Consider the following 15,353-nt stretch of genomic DNA (forward strand, 5'->3'; position numbering starts at 1 on the left):
GCATCGGTCCGCTAATGCCGATGGCGGAATTTGACGCGCTCTGTTACACAAACTGCATATTTTCGGCGAATTCACTGGGTTGAGCGGACAGGAAGGGACGCGGGATGCGCCTCAACAGAGCAGCCGTCGCGAGCGGCGCGCTCGTATTGCTCGCGACGATGGGAGCATGCACCGAGAACAAGGGGACCGGCGGGAACAACGGCGAGCAGCGGGTGAGCACCGGCTCGATCGCCACGGAGGGCAAGGACTCGCTCGGCCCGGCGCCCGAGGTGCCGGGCGCCACCAAGGGCGGCACCTTCCGCGTGATCCGGGAAACCAAGATCTCGCACCTCGACCCCCAGCGGGTCTACTCGTTCGCGGGCCTGATGAACGCCCCGCTCTACAGCCGGTACCTGACCACCTTCAAGGACGACGGCTCGGGCAAGGTGCTGCTGGTCGGCGACCTCGCCGAGACGCCGGGAACCGACGTCGACAAGAATTGCAAGGTCTGGGAATTCAAGATCAAGGACGGGGTCAAGTTCGAGGACGGCAGCCCGATCACCTCCAAGGAGATCGCGTACGGCATCGCCCGCTCCTTCGACCCCGACCTCACCGGCGGCCCGACCTACATCCAGGAGTGGCTCGCCGACAGCCCGCAGTACGACACCAAGTGGGACTTCAAGGCCAACAAGAGCTCGCTGCCGCCGGGGCTGACCGCGCCGGACGCGAAGACGCTGCGCTTCGAGTTCGCCAAGCCGCACTGTGACCTGCCGTTCGCGGTCTCGCTGCCGTACACGGCGCCGCTGAAGCCGGAGAAGGACACCGGCGTCAACCTGGACAACCAGCCGTTCTCGTCCGGGCCGTACAAGATCACGAAGAACACCGCCGGCGTCGAGCTGGTCATGGAGCGCAACCAGTACTGGGACCCGGCCACCGACCCGGTGCGCCACCAGTACCCCGACAAGATCGTGTGGAACTACGGGCCGGACGCCGAGGCCGGCGCCAACCGCGTGATCGCCGACAACGGCGACGACCAGACCGCGCTGGCCTGGAACGGCGTTCCGTCCTCGCTGATCCCCCGGGTCGCCGGCGACCCGGCCCTGCAGGCGCGCGGCGTGCAGGGGCAGACGCCGAGCCTGTGGCGGCTGGACATCAACACCCAGCGGGTGACCGACCTGTCGGTGCGGCAGGCGCTGAACTACGCCATCGACCGGGACGGCTTCGTCAAGGCGTACGGCGGCGAGGCGAGCGCCACGCCGGTCACCACGCTGATGCCGCCCTCCACGATCGGCTTCCAGCAGTACGACGCGTACCCGGCCGGTAAGACCGGCAACGCCGAGAAGGCCAAGGAGCTGCTCGCCGGAAAGACCCCCGAGCTGGTGCTCGGCGTCAGCGACGACTCTGAGGGCACCCGCCTGGCCACGCAGTTGCAGGCCAACTACCAGCGGGCCGGCATCAAGATCACGATCAAGACGATCCCGGCCGACGCCAAGCTCGACGAGGTCGGCAAGAAGAACAACCCCTGGGATCTCTACATCAGCCAGTGGGCGGCGGACTGGCCGAGCGGCGCCGCCATCCTGCCGGTGCTCTTCGACGGGCGCAGCATCAAGGCCGAGAGCAACAGCAACACCTCGTACGTCAACAACGACGCGATCAACACCGAGTTCGACCGGGTGCTCGCCATGCCCGCGAACGAGCAGGCGCCCGAGTGGGCCAAGCTCGACCAGCGGATCATGAAGGAGCTTGCCCCGGTCGTGCCGCTCTTCGTGGAGCGGGGCAACTACCTGCACGGCTCGAAGGTGGGGGGCATCTTCATCTCCAGCATCGTGGGCTACCCGTCCTTCGTGAACGTGTACGTGAAGCAGTAGACGTTCCTCGCCAGGGCCCCTTCCCGCCGTCCACGACGCGGGGAGGGGCCCTTCGCGCTGCCGCTGCCGCCTCTTCTGCCGCGCCCGACGGCGGGGCGTTGCCGACCGCGCGGCGGGCCGCTGCCGCCGGCACGGTACGGCGCGGCGGCGCGGCCGGCGGCCTTGCCGCGGCGCGGCAGACCGGTCAGACCACGTTCTTCCGGGCGACGTCGCGCGCCCGGGACGCTCCGGGCATCCGGGAGCGCAGCAGCCAGGAGTCGGCCTGGCAGCCGCGGCAGACCCGTACCGCGCCGACCGGGACCGCGCTCCGCCCGTCCTGGGCGTACTCGAGTTGGTGCCGCTCGACCAGCGGCTCGCCGCAGCGCCGACACTTGTCGGAGTCGGCCACGGTCCTGCTGTTGGTGACCTGGTTGGTCGAGTACCGCACGGTCGAGTACGTCTTCTCGTCGCCGGTGCCCAGCCGGGGATTGCGCGGGGCACCCGCGTACGGCCCGGTGTCGGCGTGCGACACCGCCCCGGCGACCCCGCCGAGCAGCCGGAACCGGCGGCGGAGCCAACCCATGAGGCCCGACCGTCGCTCGGCGAGCCACCGGTCGTCGGCCTCCGCGCGCCACACCTCGTCCGCCATGCCGTCGCGCCTCCCTCACCCAAACCCGGCCCGTCCGCCCGGCCCAACCCGTCCGCCCGGTGCGTTCACCCGGCCTGGACCGTTCACCCGGCCTGGACCGTTCACCCGGCCTGGACCGTTCACCCGGCGCGTTCACTCCGCCCGGCCGGGGCCGCGGTGGGCGTCGGATGTCGGCCTCCGCGGTAAAAGCATGCGACAACGAGGGCCCTCAGGCGAGGTGGCGGCGGAGGAAATCCAGCTCCAGCCGGAGCAGCCGCTCGGCGGCGCCGCCGGCCGCCATGTGGGTGGCGCCGGTCAGCGGGAGCACCGAGTGCGGGCGGCCGGTGGCCAGCAGCGCGGCGGAGAACCGCAGCGTGTGCGCGGCCACCACGTTGTCGTCGACGAGCCCGTGCACCAGCAGCATCGGGCGGGCGTCCTCGGGCACGGCGAACGGCTCGGCGGCCAGTTCCAGCAGCGAGTGGTGCGCGTAGACGTCCGTGCTTTCCGCGGGCAGCCCCAGGTACCGCTCGGTGTACGCGGTGTCGTACAGCGCCCAGTCGGTCACCGGCGCGCCGACCACCGCACAGCGGAACAGCTCCGGCTGGCGCAGCACCGCCAACCCGGCCAGCCAGCCGCCGAACGACCAGCCCCGGATCGCCACCCGGCCCAGGTCGAGGTCCGGGTGCTTGCCGGCCAGCGCGGCCAGCGCGTCGACCTGGTCGAGCAGGACGACGTCGGCGACCCGGCGGTGGATCACCTTCTCGAACGAGGGCGCCACGCCGGGCGTACCGCGGTTGTCGACGGTCACCACGGCGAAGCCGGCGTCGGCCCACCACTGCCGCTCCAGCCACCTCGACCGCGCGGCCAGCACCTCCTGGTGCCCCGGGCCGCCGTAGACGTCGAGCAGCACCGGCAGCCGCCGCCCGGCGACGTGGCTGCGCGGATAGAGCACCGCGCTGGGCAGCCGCCGGTCGGTGACCCGGTCGAGCACCGGGCGGGGGGCGTACGGCGGGGTGGCGGCGTGGGAGACGAGGGTGGCCACCTCGCGCTCGCCCTGCCAGACGGTCCAGCGGGTACCCGGGTGGTCCAGCGACGCGCTACCGACCACCAGCACGTCGCCGCCGACCGCGCCCACGTGCCACCCCGGGTCGGTGGTCAACCGCTGGGCGTCGACCCCGCCGGCCCCGATCGAGGTACGGATCCGGAAGAGGTGCTGCTGGCTCGGTTCCCCGTCGCTCCCCTCGACCAGCAGCTCGGCGCCGGTCGTACCGGTGAGCCGACCGACCACCCGGCGTACGTAGAGCGAGGGCGGGGTGAGCAGGGTGCCGTCGGCGAAGAGGCAGCGGGCGTCGTACCCGTCGTGGGCCAGCTCCCCGCCGACCAGGACCCGGCCGTCGGGCAGGTGGCAGGGGGTGCCGGCGACCGGCTCGACCCAGCGCGGGTCGGCGAGCTCGGCGTGCACCTGCGTCTCACCGGTGCGCGGATCGACGGCGAGGACCAGGCCGTGCTGCTGCAACCGCCGCAGCACGGTGATCAGCGGACCGCCGTCGGCCCAGTGCACGGAGACCAGGTACGGGTAGGTCTCCCGGTCCCAGTGCACGTCGACCCAGCCGCCGTCGAGGTCGAGCAGGTGCAGGCTCACCTCGGCGTTCGGGCCGCCCGCCTGGGGGTACGCGAAGCTGCGCGGCGCGGCAGCCGGCTCGCTCGGGTCGTGCAGGTGCCAGCGCGGGATCCGGGACTCGTCGACCCGGGCGGCGAGGATGGTGCGCCCGTCCGGCGCCCACCAGTAGCCGCGGAACCGGTGGAACTCCTCGGCCGCCACGAACTCGGGCAGGCCCCAGGTCACCCCGGCGTCCTCGCCGGCGAGCAACGAGTCGGTCCCGTCCGAGTCGACCACCCGCAGCTGCACCACCGCCCGGTCGGCCGCCCCGACGTTGTGCGTACCGCCCTCCGGCGGCGCCTCGGTGATGTAGGCGAGCCGCTGCCCGGTCGGGTCGGGCCGGGGGTCGAGGACCGGCCCGGCTACGGCCACCTCGACCACGTCGCCGTGCACCAGGTCGGCCCGGAACAACCGCCCGGCCAGCGCGAAGGCGGCCACCCGGGCGGCCGGGTCGATGGTGTAGCCACCGATGCCGCCGGCGCTGAGCCGCTGCCGTTCGCGCAGCGCCCGCTCGGCCGCCGGCAGGTCGTCGCCGACGTCGTCCCGGCCGAGCAGCACCGCCGGGTCGGCCACCAGCCGCTCCTCGCCGGACTCGACGTCGAGCAGCCACAGCGCGTCGACCGGGTCCTCGGGACCGCCGGAGCGCAGGAACACCACCCGGGAGCCGTCGTTGGCGACGGTCACCGACCGTGGCGCGCCGCGGGTGAACCGGCGGGTTCGAGCGGCCAGCTCCGGATAGTCCACACGGAGATCGTAGATCGGCGCCCTCCGGGATGGGGCCGAGCTGAGGATCGGACGCCCGACCGGGCACGGTCCGATCGTGGACGTCGCCCGCGGCCCGGCACACGTCGGCGCGCCGGACGGGTGGGCGGCGGCGCGCGCGACGGCCCGCGCGGGTTCGGGCCGGGTGGCGGCGGGGCCGCGTACAGTGTCGAGACGTGACGAACGTAGCCGATCGCCGGCTCCTGCTGGTCCACGCGCACCCCGACGACGAGACCGTCGGCACCGGCGCGACGATGGCCCTGTACGCGGCCGCGGGCGCCCGGGTCACCCTGGTCACCTGCACGCTCGGCGAAGAGGGCGAGATCCACCTACCGGAGCTGGCGCGGCTCGCCGCGACCGAGGCCGACCAGCTGGGCGGCTACCGCCTGACCGAGCTGCGGGCGGCGTGCGCGGCGATGGGCGTCACCGACCACCGCTTCCTCGGCGGCGCGGGCCGGTACCGCGACTCGGGCATGATGGGCCTGCCCACCAACGCCCACCCGCGCGCGTTCTGGCAGGCGGACCTGGACGAGGCGGCCGGTCACCTCGTGGAGATCATGCGGGAGGTACGCCCCCAGGTGCTGGTCACCTACGACCCGAACGGCTTCTACGGGCACCCGGACCACATCCAGGCGCACCGGGTGGCGATGCGGGCGGCCGAGCTGGCCGGGGCGGAGGGCTTCGGGCCCGACAAGATCTACTGGACGGCCATGCCGAGGAGCGTGCTGGAGGCGGGCATGGCGGCCTTCCGCGAGTCCGCCGACAACCCGTTCGCCGGTCTCGACCAGGCCGAGGAGCTGCCGTTCGGCACGCCGGACGAGCAGATCGCGGCCCGGATCGACGGTACCGACCACCACGCCGCCAAGGAGGCGGCGATGCGGGCGCATGCCAGCCAGATTCCCGACAACTCCTGGCTCTACTCGATCGCCGGCAACTTCGGCAACGAGTTCATGGGCGTGGAGTACTACACGCTCGCGGCCGGCGAGAAGGGACCCGGCTCCGGCCCGTACGGCTGGGAGGACGACCTCTTCGCGGGGCTGGCGGCCGGCACGGCGGCGGTGCCGGGTCCGGCGGTGCCGGGCGGGACCGCCCCGGCGGAGGCCGGCTCGCGGTGACGCTGCCGAGTCCGCCCGTGACCGCCTCCCCGGAGCTGCTGCCGGAACCGCCCCGCCGGCGGCCGGTACTCGATCTTCTCGTTCGCGTGGCCGGCGGGGTGGTCGCGGTGGTGGCCGCGGTGGTGACCGGGGTCGTCGAGCTGCTCTGCTCGACCCTGCGCATCGGCGGCGTCCCGACCGGCGTCGCCGTGCTGCTGGTGGTGCTGGGCAACGCCGCGCTGAGCTGGTTCGCCTACCGCGCGGTCGGCCGCCGCTGGGCGGTACTGCTGCCGGCGCTGCCCTGGTTCGCGCTGATGCTGGTCGCCGCGGGGCGGACCAGCGAGGGCGACGTGCTGCTCGCCGGGGACAACTGGGTCGGGGTCGCGATGATCGCCGTCGGCTCGTTGACCTTCGCGGTGGCCGGCTACCGGCTGATCCTCGCGCCCCGACCCGGCCAGCCGCCCGTACCGGGCCGCTGACCGTGTCGACCCGCCGTCGCCAGCGGCCCTACCCGGCCGGCGGTGTCACCAGGGTTCGGCGCCGTCCTCGCTGAAGAATCGGGCCGTCGGGCCGTCGTCCGGCAGGGTGGCGAGCCGTACCGCGACGATCGCGCCCTGTTCCGGCGTGCGCGGGCCGGCGTGCCCATTCAGGTCGGTCGCGCAGTAGCCCGGGTCGGCGGCGTTCACCTTGATCCGCGTGTCGCGCAGCTCGTTGGCGTACGAGACGGTCACCGCGTTCAGCGCGCTCTTCGAGGAGTTGTACGCCAGCAGCGGGAACGCCGCGTACGGGCCCGTCGGATCGCTGGTGATCCCGAGCGAACCCAGGCCGCTGGAGACGTTCACGATCCGACCGGACGCCGCGCGGCGGATCAGCGGCAGCAGGGCGTTCGTGACCAGCACCACGGCGTACACGTTGGTGGCGTAGGTCCGTTCCAGCAGCGCCACCGGCGTCTGGCTCGGCCGCTGCCCGCGCTCCAGCAGGACGCCGGCGTTGTTGACCAGGACGTCGAGCCGGCCGTGCTCCCGCTCGACCGTGGCCGCGGCGGCCGAGACCGACACCGGGTCGGTCACGTCCAGCTCCAGCGGCACCGCCCGGATCCCCTCGGCGGCGAGCTTCTCGGCCGCGGCCGTGCCGCGCCCCCGGTGGCGCGCGCCGACCAGCACGGTGGCGCCCGTGCCGCCCAGCCCGCGCGCGATCTCGTACCCGATTCCCTTGTTCGCGCCCGTGACGAGGGCGATCTTCGCTTCGCTCATGCCGCCGATCCTGCGGCGGCCACGGCGCCGGCGGGAGAGACCGGCCGAACCACGGACCGGCGGTCCCTGGTTCGACGCCACCGACCGGCGCAGGATGGGCGGATGGACCGCCGCCAGCTCGCCGAGTTCCTCCGCAGCCGCCGCGCCCGGGTGCAGCCCGGCGACGTGGGGCTGGGCGCCGGTGCCCGGCGCCGCACGCCGGGCCTGCGCCGGGAGGAGGTGGCCCGGCTCGCCGGCATCTCGGTGGACTACTACTCGCGGCTGGAGCAGGCGCGTGGCCCGCGCCCGTCCCGCCAGGTGCTCTCGGCGCTGGCCCGGGCGCTGCGGCTGTACGACGCCGAGCGCGCGCACCTCTACCATCTGGTCGGCGAGCTGCCCACCCCGCCGACCAGCCCGAGCCGGGACGTGCCGGCGGGCGTGCTGCACCTGCTCGACCGGCTCGACGACACGCCCGCGTACGTGATCGACGTCAAGTACGAGATCCTCGCCTGGAACCCGATGGCCGCCGCACTGCTGGGCGACCCGTCCGCGTGGCCGCCGCACCGGCGCAACATCGTCTGGAACCTCTTCGTCGGCGAGTACTCCGCCGCCGCGCTGGCCGACCCGGACTCCTCGGCCTTTGCCGACGAGTGCGTCGCCGAGCTGCGCGCCGCCGCGGGCCGGTATCCCGAGGACCCGGGCGTGCAGGAGCTGATCACCCGGCTCCGGGCGGCCAGCCCCGAGTTCGTACGGCGCTGGGAGCAGCTGCGGGTCTGCGTACGGGCCGGCTCGACCACCAAGCAGCTCCGGCACCCGGTGGTGGGCGACCTGACCCTGGAGTGCGAGGTGCTGGAGATCGCCGGGCACGGGCAACGCCTGATCATCTACACCGCCCGGCCGGGCAGTCCCTCCGCTGAGGCGCTGAGACTGCTCGGCGTCGTGGGCACCCAGTGGACCGTCGACCTCTCCTGACCCGGCCGGCGCGCACCCGCCGCGCACCTCGCCGGCCCGCCCGGCCGGTGAGACCGGGTCACCGGCGCGCCGTCGCGGCTCGCGGGCGTTTTCGGCGCCGGTGACTTATAGCTCATTCCCAGGTCGGAGTGGTAAATATCTGTGGCAGCAACGCCCCGGTTGCGGTGCGTCAGCTGGCGTGGGTCCGATCCGCGGGGAGGAAACAGATGAAGGAGCGTTGGCTGCCGGTAGGAGTGCTCGCGGGCATCCTGTTCGTGATCAACGTGGTGGCCCGGCTGGTGATCAGGTTCGGGTTCGACAACGGCACCGAGGCCTCCGACCGGGTCTCGCTCGCGATGTTCGCCGTGATCGGCGTACTGCTGGCGGCGATCGCATTCGTCGTGGCCCGGCGCGAGCCGCTGGCCCGATGGAGCGGCGACGTCGCCGTGGCGATCCTGGTCGCGCTGGCCGCCACGATCTTCATCGGGCCGTTCATCAGTGGCAGCCAGCCCTTCGCCAACGGCGCCGGCGAGTTCTTCGCGCAGATCTGGCTCTACGCCGGCTTCTCCGCCGGTGGGGTGCTGCTCGGTTACCTCCTGGTCACCGCCCTCGGGCTGGACCACCGGTCGCAGTCGCTGAAGCGGTTCGCCGAGGTCAAGCGGGCGAAGCCGCAGCGCGTCGTCCGGCGCTGACCCCGCCGCCGGCCCGCCCACCGGCGGGCCGGCTCAGTCGGGCGCGACCCGGCTCACGTACGTGTGGTGGGTGGTGAAGCCGAGCCGCCGGTACAGCGCCACCGCCGCCGCGTTGTGCTCCTCGACCTGCAGGAACGCGTCCGTGGCGCCGAGTCCGGCGGCCCACCGCGTCAGCGCGCGGAGCACGTGCAGCGCCAGCCCCCGTCGGCGGGCGGCCGGCACCACCTCCAGCAGGGTCAGCCCCAGCCAGCGCCCGCGCTGACCGGTGACCGTGCCGCGGGCGACGGCGAGCAGTTCCTGGCCGCCCGTCGAGGCGTACACGTGCGCGAACCGGATCGTCGGCACCGCCGTCAGCAGCCGCAGCGCGGCCTCCGGCAGCCTGTTCGCCGGCCGGTCGGGGCCGCTCTTGCGGGCCGCGACGAGCGCGAGCCAGGCGTCCGAGGGCTCCTCCAGCAGCTCGACGGTGGGCAGGTCGGCGCGGTGCGGCATCCGGTCGAGGAGCGCGGCCAGCGACGCGGTCTGCACCAGGACGGGCGGCTGGGCGCGCCAGCCGCGTTCGTCCAGCGCCACGCCGACCGGCCCGGCCAGCGGCAGCGGTACGTTGATCCGCGCCGGCAGGCCGCGGGCGGCGTACCAGGACTCGACCGCGTCGATCGCGGCGGGCAGCGGCCGGTCCGGGTCGCCGACCGGCAGGGCGGAGTTGCCGCGCCCGGTCCAGCCGTCGGCCGCGCGCAGCAGCCAGCCGCCGAGCCGGTCCTGCACCGGCGCCGGCCACGCCTCGTTCGCCGCCAACTCCAGGTCGACCACCGCGCCCGCGACCGGCCGCCGGGCCGCCGGTACCCGCTTGGCGCGGTGCACCTCGGCCAGCGGTACGCGCAGCTCGCCCTTGCCGGTGGCGACCGTGAGATGGGTCTCGCTCAGCTCGACGAGCTCACCCAGCGTGTCGGAGAACTGCGTCCGGCCCTCGGAAATCCCCACAATCCGGCGGACCACCACACGGTGTCCCACATCCTGCCTTCGGAGCACGATCGACCTCCTCCACGGCGAGATACTAGGCTCTTACCGTCGCGGCTGATCGCGGCGTAGTTTGCGGAGGAGAAGATCGGTGACCTACATCATCGCCGAGCCGTGCGTCGATGTGCTCGACAAGGCGTGCATCGAAGAGTGCCCGGTCGACTGCATCTACGAGGGCAACCGGATGCTCTACATCCACCCCGACGAGTGCGTCGACTGCGGGGCCTGTGAGCCGGTCTGCCCGGTAGAGGCGATCTTCTACGAGGACGACGTGCCCGAGCAGTGGAAGGACTACACCTCGGCGAACTACGAGTTCTTCGAGGACCTCGGCTCGCCGGGCGGCGCCTCGAAGATCGGCAAGGTCGAGAAGGACAGCCCCTTCGTCGCCGCCCAGCCGCCGCGCGGGGAAGCACACTGAACCGGATCGGCAACGGGCAGGGACCGGCGGTGGAGACGTCGGGCCCGGCCATGTCCGGGCCCGGGGCGTCGGTACCCGGGTCCGGTGCGGTCGCGTCCGCCCCGGTCTCCGCCCGGCTTCCCGAGTTCACCTGGGACGCCCTGGAGCAGGCCGGCGCGCTCGCCGCCAGCCACCCGGACGGCCTGATCAACCTGTCGATGGGCACGCCGGTCGACCCGGTGCCGCCGCTGGTGCGGGAGGCGCTGACCGGCGCTGCCGACGCGCCCGGTTACCCGCTGACCGCCGGTACCGCCGCGCTGCGCGCCGCCATCTCCGACTGGGTTGCCCGGACCTGCCGCACCGGCGGTACCGAGTTCGGGGTGCTGCCGACGATCGGCTCGAAGGAGCTGGTCGCGTGGCTGCCGACGCTGCTCGGCATCGGCCCGGGCGACACGGTCGTGGTGCCGTCGGTCTGCTACCCGACCTACGAGGACGGGGCCCGGCTGGCCGGCGCCACCACGGTACGGTCCGACTCGCTGACCGCGCTCGGTCCGGCGACCCGGGTCCGCCTGGTCTGGGTCAACTCGCCGAGCAACCCGACCGGCCAGGTCCTGCCCGCCGCGCACCTGCGCAAGGTGGTCGACTGGGCCCGCGAGCGCGGTGCCGTGGTGGCGAGCGACGAGTGCTACCTGCCGCTGGGCTGGCAGGCCGAGCCCGTCTCGATCCTCGCGGACGAGGTCTGCGGCGGGTCGGCCGAAGGGCTGCTGGCCGTGCACTCGCTCTCCAAGCGCTCCAACCTGGCCGGCTACCGGGCCGGCTTCGTCGCGGGCGACCCGGCGCTCGTGGCCGAGCTGCTGCGGGTACGCAAGCACGCCGGGATGATCGTGCCGACGCCGGTGCAGGCGGCGATGGTCGCGGCGCTGGGCGACGACGAGCACGCCGCCGCGCAGCGGGACCGGTACGCGGCGCGCCGCGAGCTGCTCCGGGCGGCGCTGCTCGGCGCCGGCTTCGAGATCGAACACTCCGAGGCCGGGCTCTACCTCTGGGCCACCCGGCAGGAGGACTGCTGGGAGACGGTCGACTGGTTCGCCCGCCGGGGCATCCTCGTCGCGGCCGGGGTCTTCTACGGCCCGACCGCCCGGCGGCACGTGCGGTTGGCGCTGACCGAGACGGACGAGCACGTCTCGGCGGTCGCGGACCGGCTCGCGGGCTGACGGGGCGGACCATGACGCGCGTGGCGGTGGTCGGTACCGGCCTGATCGGCGGTTCGATCCTGCTGCGGCTGGCCGAGACGGCGCGCTCCGACGCGGCATTCCCCGGGTCGGCGCGCTCCGACGCGGAGCTGGACGTGTGCGGCTGGGACCCGGATCCGGGCACCCGGCGGGAGGGGCGCGGACGCGGGCTGGTCTTCGCCGACGAGCTGGTCGAGGCGGTACGCGAGGCCGACGTCGTCTTTCTCTGCGGGCCGCTGCCGACGTTGCCGGAGACCCTGGCCACGGTCACCAAGTCCACCGGCGACGGCTGCGTCATCACCGACGTGGGCAGCACCAAGTCGGCGCTGGCGACGTACGCGGTCGAGCACGGGCTCGCGGACCGGTTCGTACCCGGGCATCCGATGTCGGGTACCGAGCGGGCCGGGCTGACGGCCGCCGCGCCGGAGCTGCTGCGCGGCGCGGCCTGGGTGCTCTGCCCGCCGTCGGACGCCCCGCTCGACCACTTCCGTACCCTGGCGGCGCTGCTGGTGCGGGTCTTCGAGGCGAAGATCGTGCCGATGTCCCCGGTGGTGCACGACTCGGCCGCCGCGCTCGCCTCGCACATCCCGCACCTGCTCGCCGGCAGCCTCGCCGGGGCGGTGGCCCGCTCGCCGCTGCGCGACGCGGTGCTCGGGCTCGCCGCGGGAAGCTTCCGGGACGGCACCCGGGTGGCGGGCGCGCCGAGCCGGCGTACCGCCGACATGGTGATCAACAATCGGGACGCGGTGCTGCGCCAGCTCGGCGCGGTGCAGGAGTTCCTCGCCGCGCTGGCCGACGCCGTGCGCGACGACGACGTCGAGGCGCTCCAGCGCCGGTACGCCGAGGGCCGTGGCCTGCGCGAGGCGCTGCTGGACCGGAGGGTCGCCGCCTCGGTCCGGCGGTTCCCGCGCGCCGGGAGCAGCGCCGGGAACGGCGGCGGGGCGGGGACCGGCACCGGCGGCGCCGAGCGGGACTTCCTGCTGGCGCTGGGGGAGTCGGGCGGCTACCTGACCGGCTGTGCCGTCGAGCCCACCGAGGTGGTCTACGCCGCCTGCGCGCCCGAACGCTGAGCGGTACCGCCGCCCGCCCCGAGCGTCTCCGCCCACGCCGTCCCTCCGCCGGGCCGTCGGCGAACCCGCCATTCGGGAAAGCCCGCGCCGAACCGCATGAACGCGCCCGTACGGGGAACGAGGTGACAAGCGGAACGGACCCGACCGGAGGGGTGCTCGGATGACAATGGCACAGGAACAGGACGTGGTCGACCTGCTGCTCGACCAGCACAACCAGATCAAGGGGCTCTTCGCCCAGTTGGCCGGGGCGCAGGGGGAACGGAAGCGGGAGCTGTTCCAGGACCTGGTCCGGCTGCTCGCCGTACACGAGAGCGCCGAGGAGATCGTGGTGCACCCGGCGGCCAAGCGGGCCGCCGAGGTGGAACAGTTGGTGGCCGAACGGCTGCACGAGGAGGACGAGGCCAAGCGGGAGCTTGCCGACCTCTACGACCTGGGCGTCGAGCACCCGGACTTCGACACCCGCCTGGCCAAGTTCGCGGACGCCGTGATCCGGCACGCCAGCCACGAGGAGTCGGAGGAGTTCCCGGCCCTGCGTCGGGACGTACCGGCCGAGGAACTGGTCCGGATGGCCGGGGCGCTGCGTGCGGCGGAGGCGATGGCGCCGACCCGGCCGCACCCGCACAGCGGCGAGTCGGCCGCCGCGAACCTGCTGGCCGGACCGCCGCTGGCGCTCTTCGACAAGCTCCGCGACGGCGTACGCGACTGGCGTCAGTCGAACGCGTAGCAGGGCTGATCAGTCCCCGGTCCGCCGGGCCCGCGGTGACGCGGTGCCGCCGGCGGACCCGTTTCAGCCGTCCGCCGGGCCCGGCGGACGCCCCCGGCGCCGCGCTGTCACCGATGCCAGATCCCGACGCGTACCGGCACCCCGTCGGAGGCGTGCACCAGGGGATCGGTGTCGGGGGCCGGGATTCCCGCCGAGGTCAGCAGGTCCTGGTCCAGCCGCACCGGCTCCGCGTGCCGCAGCGGCCAGGGCGGGTGCTCCACCTCGGCGGCGACCAACCGACCGGCGACCTTCGAGAAGAGCCGGTAGCGGGCCGTCAGGAAGTGCGCCAGGGCGTCGTACTCCGGCTCCGCCAGCGCCGGTCCGAGCCGCAGCTCCGCCCGGCGTCGGCCGCGGCCGGTGGATGGCCAGCGGCGCCGACTGCGGTAGCTGACCACGTCTCCGTCGACCCGCACCGCCATCTCCGACCAGAAGTAGGGCAGCGCGTACCCCGCCCGGGCCGCCAGCACGGCGGGGAGCCGGGCGGCGTCCAGGGAGAAGAACCAGATGCCGCTGCGCCCGCTCGGGTCCCGGACGTACGTGCGGACGTTGGTCTCCGGGAACCGGGACAGCCACGGCAGCGCCGGCACGCCGGGCGCCCGGACCCCGCGCATGAGAAAGGGCGTCAGGCCGACCCAGGCCGACCCGTCGCAGGTCTGGACGGTCAGCGGCGCCGGTACCAGCGCCTGGAGCGTCTCCGTCGGGTACCGCCAGTGGAGGAAGGCGATCCGGCTCCAGCGGTGGTACATCACCGGCCGACGTACCGCCGGCGACGGCGGGGCCTTCATCGTCGTGGCCTCCTTCCCGCACATCCTCGCACCCGGCGCACGGCTCGGGGCTCCGATCGAGCCGGGCCGGTGGGTTCGCCCTGGGGCCCTGGGCGTCATCCATCTGACATCTCCCACCCGCGACGTCGGAAACCTCGGCCGTTCCCCGGCCGCGCCGTCAGGAGACGGGCGCGCAGCGGTTGCTCTTGAGCCAGACGGTCCCCGGTTCGGCCGGTGCGGAGGAGAGGTACGTGATCGTGACGGAGCCGCCCGGCCGGATCACCCGGTTGTGGCTGGCGTTCGCCACGCTGACGAAGCCGTCGTAGCGGTCGAGCAGCACGGCGCCCCGCAGTCCGCGCAGCTCGTGCTCGGCCGGCAGGCTCCAGCTCGACGTCCAGCCGTCGATCGTCGTCGCGGTGGTGTTGCGCAGCACCAGCCGGGTCCTCGTGGCCCCGGTTGCGGGGTACTGGGCGAAGTCGAAGGTGCAGCTCGGCGGCGGCGGTGGCAGGGTGGTCACGGTCACCGTCTCGGAGAGCGCCGAGGCGTTGCCGGCGTCGTCCACGGCCCGGATCGCGAAGGTGTACGTCGTCGACGGCGTCAGGTTGCCGATCCCGGTGGTGTTCGGCCCGGTCGGGTACTGCGGCACGTCCCAGATGCGGCGGGCGCCCCCGGCTTCGACGAGCATGATGTCGTACCGGGCGAGCATGACGTTGTCGGTCGAGTGGGCCCAGGTCAGCCGCACGCTCGTGGCGGCGATCTCGGAGGCGACCGGCCGACCCGGCACGGTCGGCGGCTCGCTGTCCCCGGGCGGCATGGTGACGCGCAGCTCCGGCGAGGACGCGGAGGCGTTTCCGGCCGCGTCCCGCGCCCGCACCGTGAGGTAGTAGGTGTGCGAAGGGCTGAGCGCGTCGATCCGGAGGCTGTTGGTGGGGCTGGAGAAGCTCCGGCCGAAGTCCTCGTACCGCATGCCGATCTGGTACTCGACCACGCCGACGTTGTCCGTGGACGCCTCCCAGCTGATCAGCAGGGTGGTGTTGGTGGCCTCGACCACCGTGATCGGGCCGGGTCTGCTCGGTGGTTCGGTGTCCTCGTAGGCCGCGTACGCCGGGGCGGCTCCCGGCGCGACCAGGGCGACCGCCAGGACGGAGAGGATCAGACCGCGGGCCCGGGTCCGGGCCGTTCGGTACGGGTGGCTGCGCACGACGAACTCCTCGCTCTCGGCTGCCGGCGTCGCCACCGCGACGCCACGCATTCATCATGAGCGATGC

The 15,353-nt window shown here is 73.7% G+C and carries 15 protein-coding genes; 9 read left to right on the forward strand and 6 right to left on the reverse strand.

Features of this window, described 5'->3' with window-relative positions; genetic code table 11:
- Window positions 1-104: 104 nt before the first annotated feature.
- Window positions 105-1,847 carry an ABC transporter substrate-binding protein gene (locus AB0J86_RS21695; protein WP_363859380.1) on the forward strand — a complete coding sequence of 581 codons (1,743 nt, stop codon included), beginning with the start codon at window positions 105-107 and terminating at the stop codon, window positions 1,845-1,847.
- Between the two features lie 184 nt (window positions 1,848-2,031).
- Here AB0J86_RS21695 and AB0J86_RS21700 read toward each other — a convergent pair whose 3' ends face one another.
- Window positions 2,032-2,475, reverse strand: a complete 444-nt coding sequence (locus tag AB0J86_RS21700) for a hypothetical protein (RefSeq protein ID WP_363859381.1) — start codon at window positions 2,473-2,475, stop codon at window positions 2,032-2,034.
- 208 nt (window positions 2,476-2,683) lie between these two features.
- Window positions 2,684-4,858 (reverse strand): prolyl oligopeptidase family serine peptidase, encoded by a 2,175-nt coding sequence (locus tag AB0J86_RS21705; protein WP_363859382.1) that lies wholly within the window; start codon window positions 4,856-4,858, stop codon window positions 2,684-2,686.
- 194 nt (window positions 4,859-5,052) lie between these two features.
- Here AB0J86_RS21705 and mshB point away from each other — a divergent pair, with 194 nt between their 5' ends.
- On the forward strand, window positions 5,053-5,991 hold the full coding sequence (gene mshB / locus AB0J86_RS21710) for an N-acetyl-1-D-myo-inositol-2-amino-2-deoxy-alpha-D-glucopyranoside deacetylase (protein WP_363859383.1): 939 nt from the start codon (window positions 5,053-5,055) through the stop codon (window positions 5,989-5,991).
- On the forward strand, window positions 5,988-6,449 hold the full coding sequence (locus AB0J86_RS21715; protein WP_363859384.1) for a hypothetical protein: 462 nt from the start codon (window positions 5,988-5,990) through the stop codon (window positions 6,447-6,449). Before mshB ends, AB0J86_RS21715 begins: the two co-directional genes overlap by 4 nt.
- A gap of 45 nt (window positions 6,450-6,494) precedes the next feature.
- Here the strand turns inward: AB0J86_RS21715 and AB0J86_RS21720 are convergent, their stop codons facing one another.
- On the reverse strand, window positions 6,495-7,223 hold the full coding sequence (locus tag AB0J86_RS21720; RefSeq protein ID WP_363859385.1) for an SDR family oxidoreductase: 729 nt from the start codon (window positions 7,221-7,223) through the stop codon (window positions 6,495-6,497).
- Window positions 7,224-7,325: 102 nt separating this feature from the next.
- Between AB0J86_RS21720 and AB0J86_RS21725 the strand changes: the two genes are divergently transcribed.
- Both AB0J86_RS21725 and AB0J86_RS21730 read left to right on the forward strand, forming a co-directional pair.
- Complete coding sequence (locus AB0J86_RS21725) at window positions 7,326-8,174, forward strand: helix-turn-helix transcriptional regulator (RefSeq protein ID WP_363859386.1); 849 nt, start codon at window positions 7,326-7,328, stop codon at window positions 8,172-8,174.
- Between the two features lie 206 nt (window positions 8,175-8,380).
- Window positions 8,381-8,845 carry a hypothetical protein gene (locus tag AB0J86_RS21730; RefSeq protein WP_363859387.1) on the forward strand — a complete coding sequence of 155 codons (465 nt, stop codon included), beginning with the start codon at window positions 8,381-8,383 and terminating at the stop codon, window positions 8,843-8,845.
- A gap of 33 nt (window positions 8,846-8,878) precedes the next feature.
- Here AB0J86_RS21730 and AB0J86_RS21735 read toward each other — a convergent pair whose 3' ends face one another.
- On the reverse strand, window positions 8,879-9,871 hold the full coding sequence (locus tag AB0J86_RS21735; RefSeq protein ID WP_363859388.1) for a GNAT family N-acetyltransferase: 993 nt from the start codon (window positions 9,869-9,871) through the stop codon (window positions 8,879-8,881).
- A gap of 79 nt (window positions 9,872-9,950) precedes the next feature.
- On the opposite strand from AB0J86_RS21735, the gene fdxA reads away from it, so the two are divergent.
- The 4 genes from fdxA (at window position 9,951) to AB0J86_RS21755 (ending at window position 13,282) form a co-directional block, all read left to right on the forward strand.
- Window positions 9,951-10,277 carry a ferredoxin gene (gene fdxA, locus AB0J86_RS21740; RefSeq protein WP_363859389.1) on the forward strand — a complete coding sequence of 109 codons (327 nt, stop codon included), beginning with the start codon at window positions 9,951-9,953 and terminating at the stop codon, window positions 10,275-10,277.
- Between the two features lie 50 nt (window positions 10,278-10,327).
- A complete protein-coding gene (dapC, locus tag AB0J86_RS21745) occupies window positions 10,328-11,470 on the forward strand; it encodes a succinyldiaminopimelate transaminase (protein WP_363859443.1) in 1,143 nt (380 codons plus the stop codon).
- Window positions 11,471-11,481: 11 nt separating this feature from the next.
- Window positions 11,482-12,558 (forward strand): prephenate dehydrogenase/arogenate dehydrogenase family protein, encoded by a 1,077-nt coding sequence (locus tag AB0J86_RS21750; RefSeq protein WP_363859390.1) that lies wholly within the window; start codon window positions 11,482-11,484, stop codon window positions 12,556-12,558.
- Window positions 12,559-12,718: 160 nt separating this feature from the next.
- Window positions 12,719-13,282, forward strand: a complete 564-nt coding sequence (locus AB0J86_RS21755) for a hemerythrin domain-containing protein (RefSeq protein ID WP_363859391.1) — start codon at window positions 12,719-12,721, stop codon at window positions 13,280-13,282.
- 107 nt (window positions 13,283-13,389) lie between these two features.
- Here AB0J86_RS21755 and AB0J86_RS21760 read toward each other — a convergent pair whose 3' ends face one another.
- Window positions 13,390-14,106 (reverse strand): DUF2071 domain-containing protein, encoded by a 717-nt coding sequence (locus AB0J86_RS21760; protein ID WP_363859392.1) that lies wholly within the window; start codon window positions 14,104-14,106, stop codon window positions 13,390-13,392.
- A 157-nt stretch (window positions 14,107-14,263) separates the two neighbouring features.
- Complete coding sequence (locus AB0J86_RS21765; RefSeq protein ID WP_363859393.1) at window positions 14,264-15,322, reverse strand: fibronectin type III domain-containing protein; 1,059 nt, start codon at window positions 15,320-15,322, stop codon at window positions 14,264-14,266.
- Window positions 15,323-15,353: the final 31 nt, after the last annotated feature.

This window comes from Micromonospora sp. NPDC049559 (assembly GCF_040676675.1).
Lineage (GTDB): Bacteria > Actinomycetota > Actinomycetes > Mycobacteriales > Micromonosporaceae > JBFAPK01.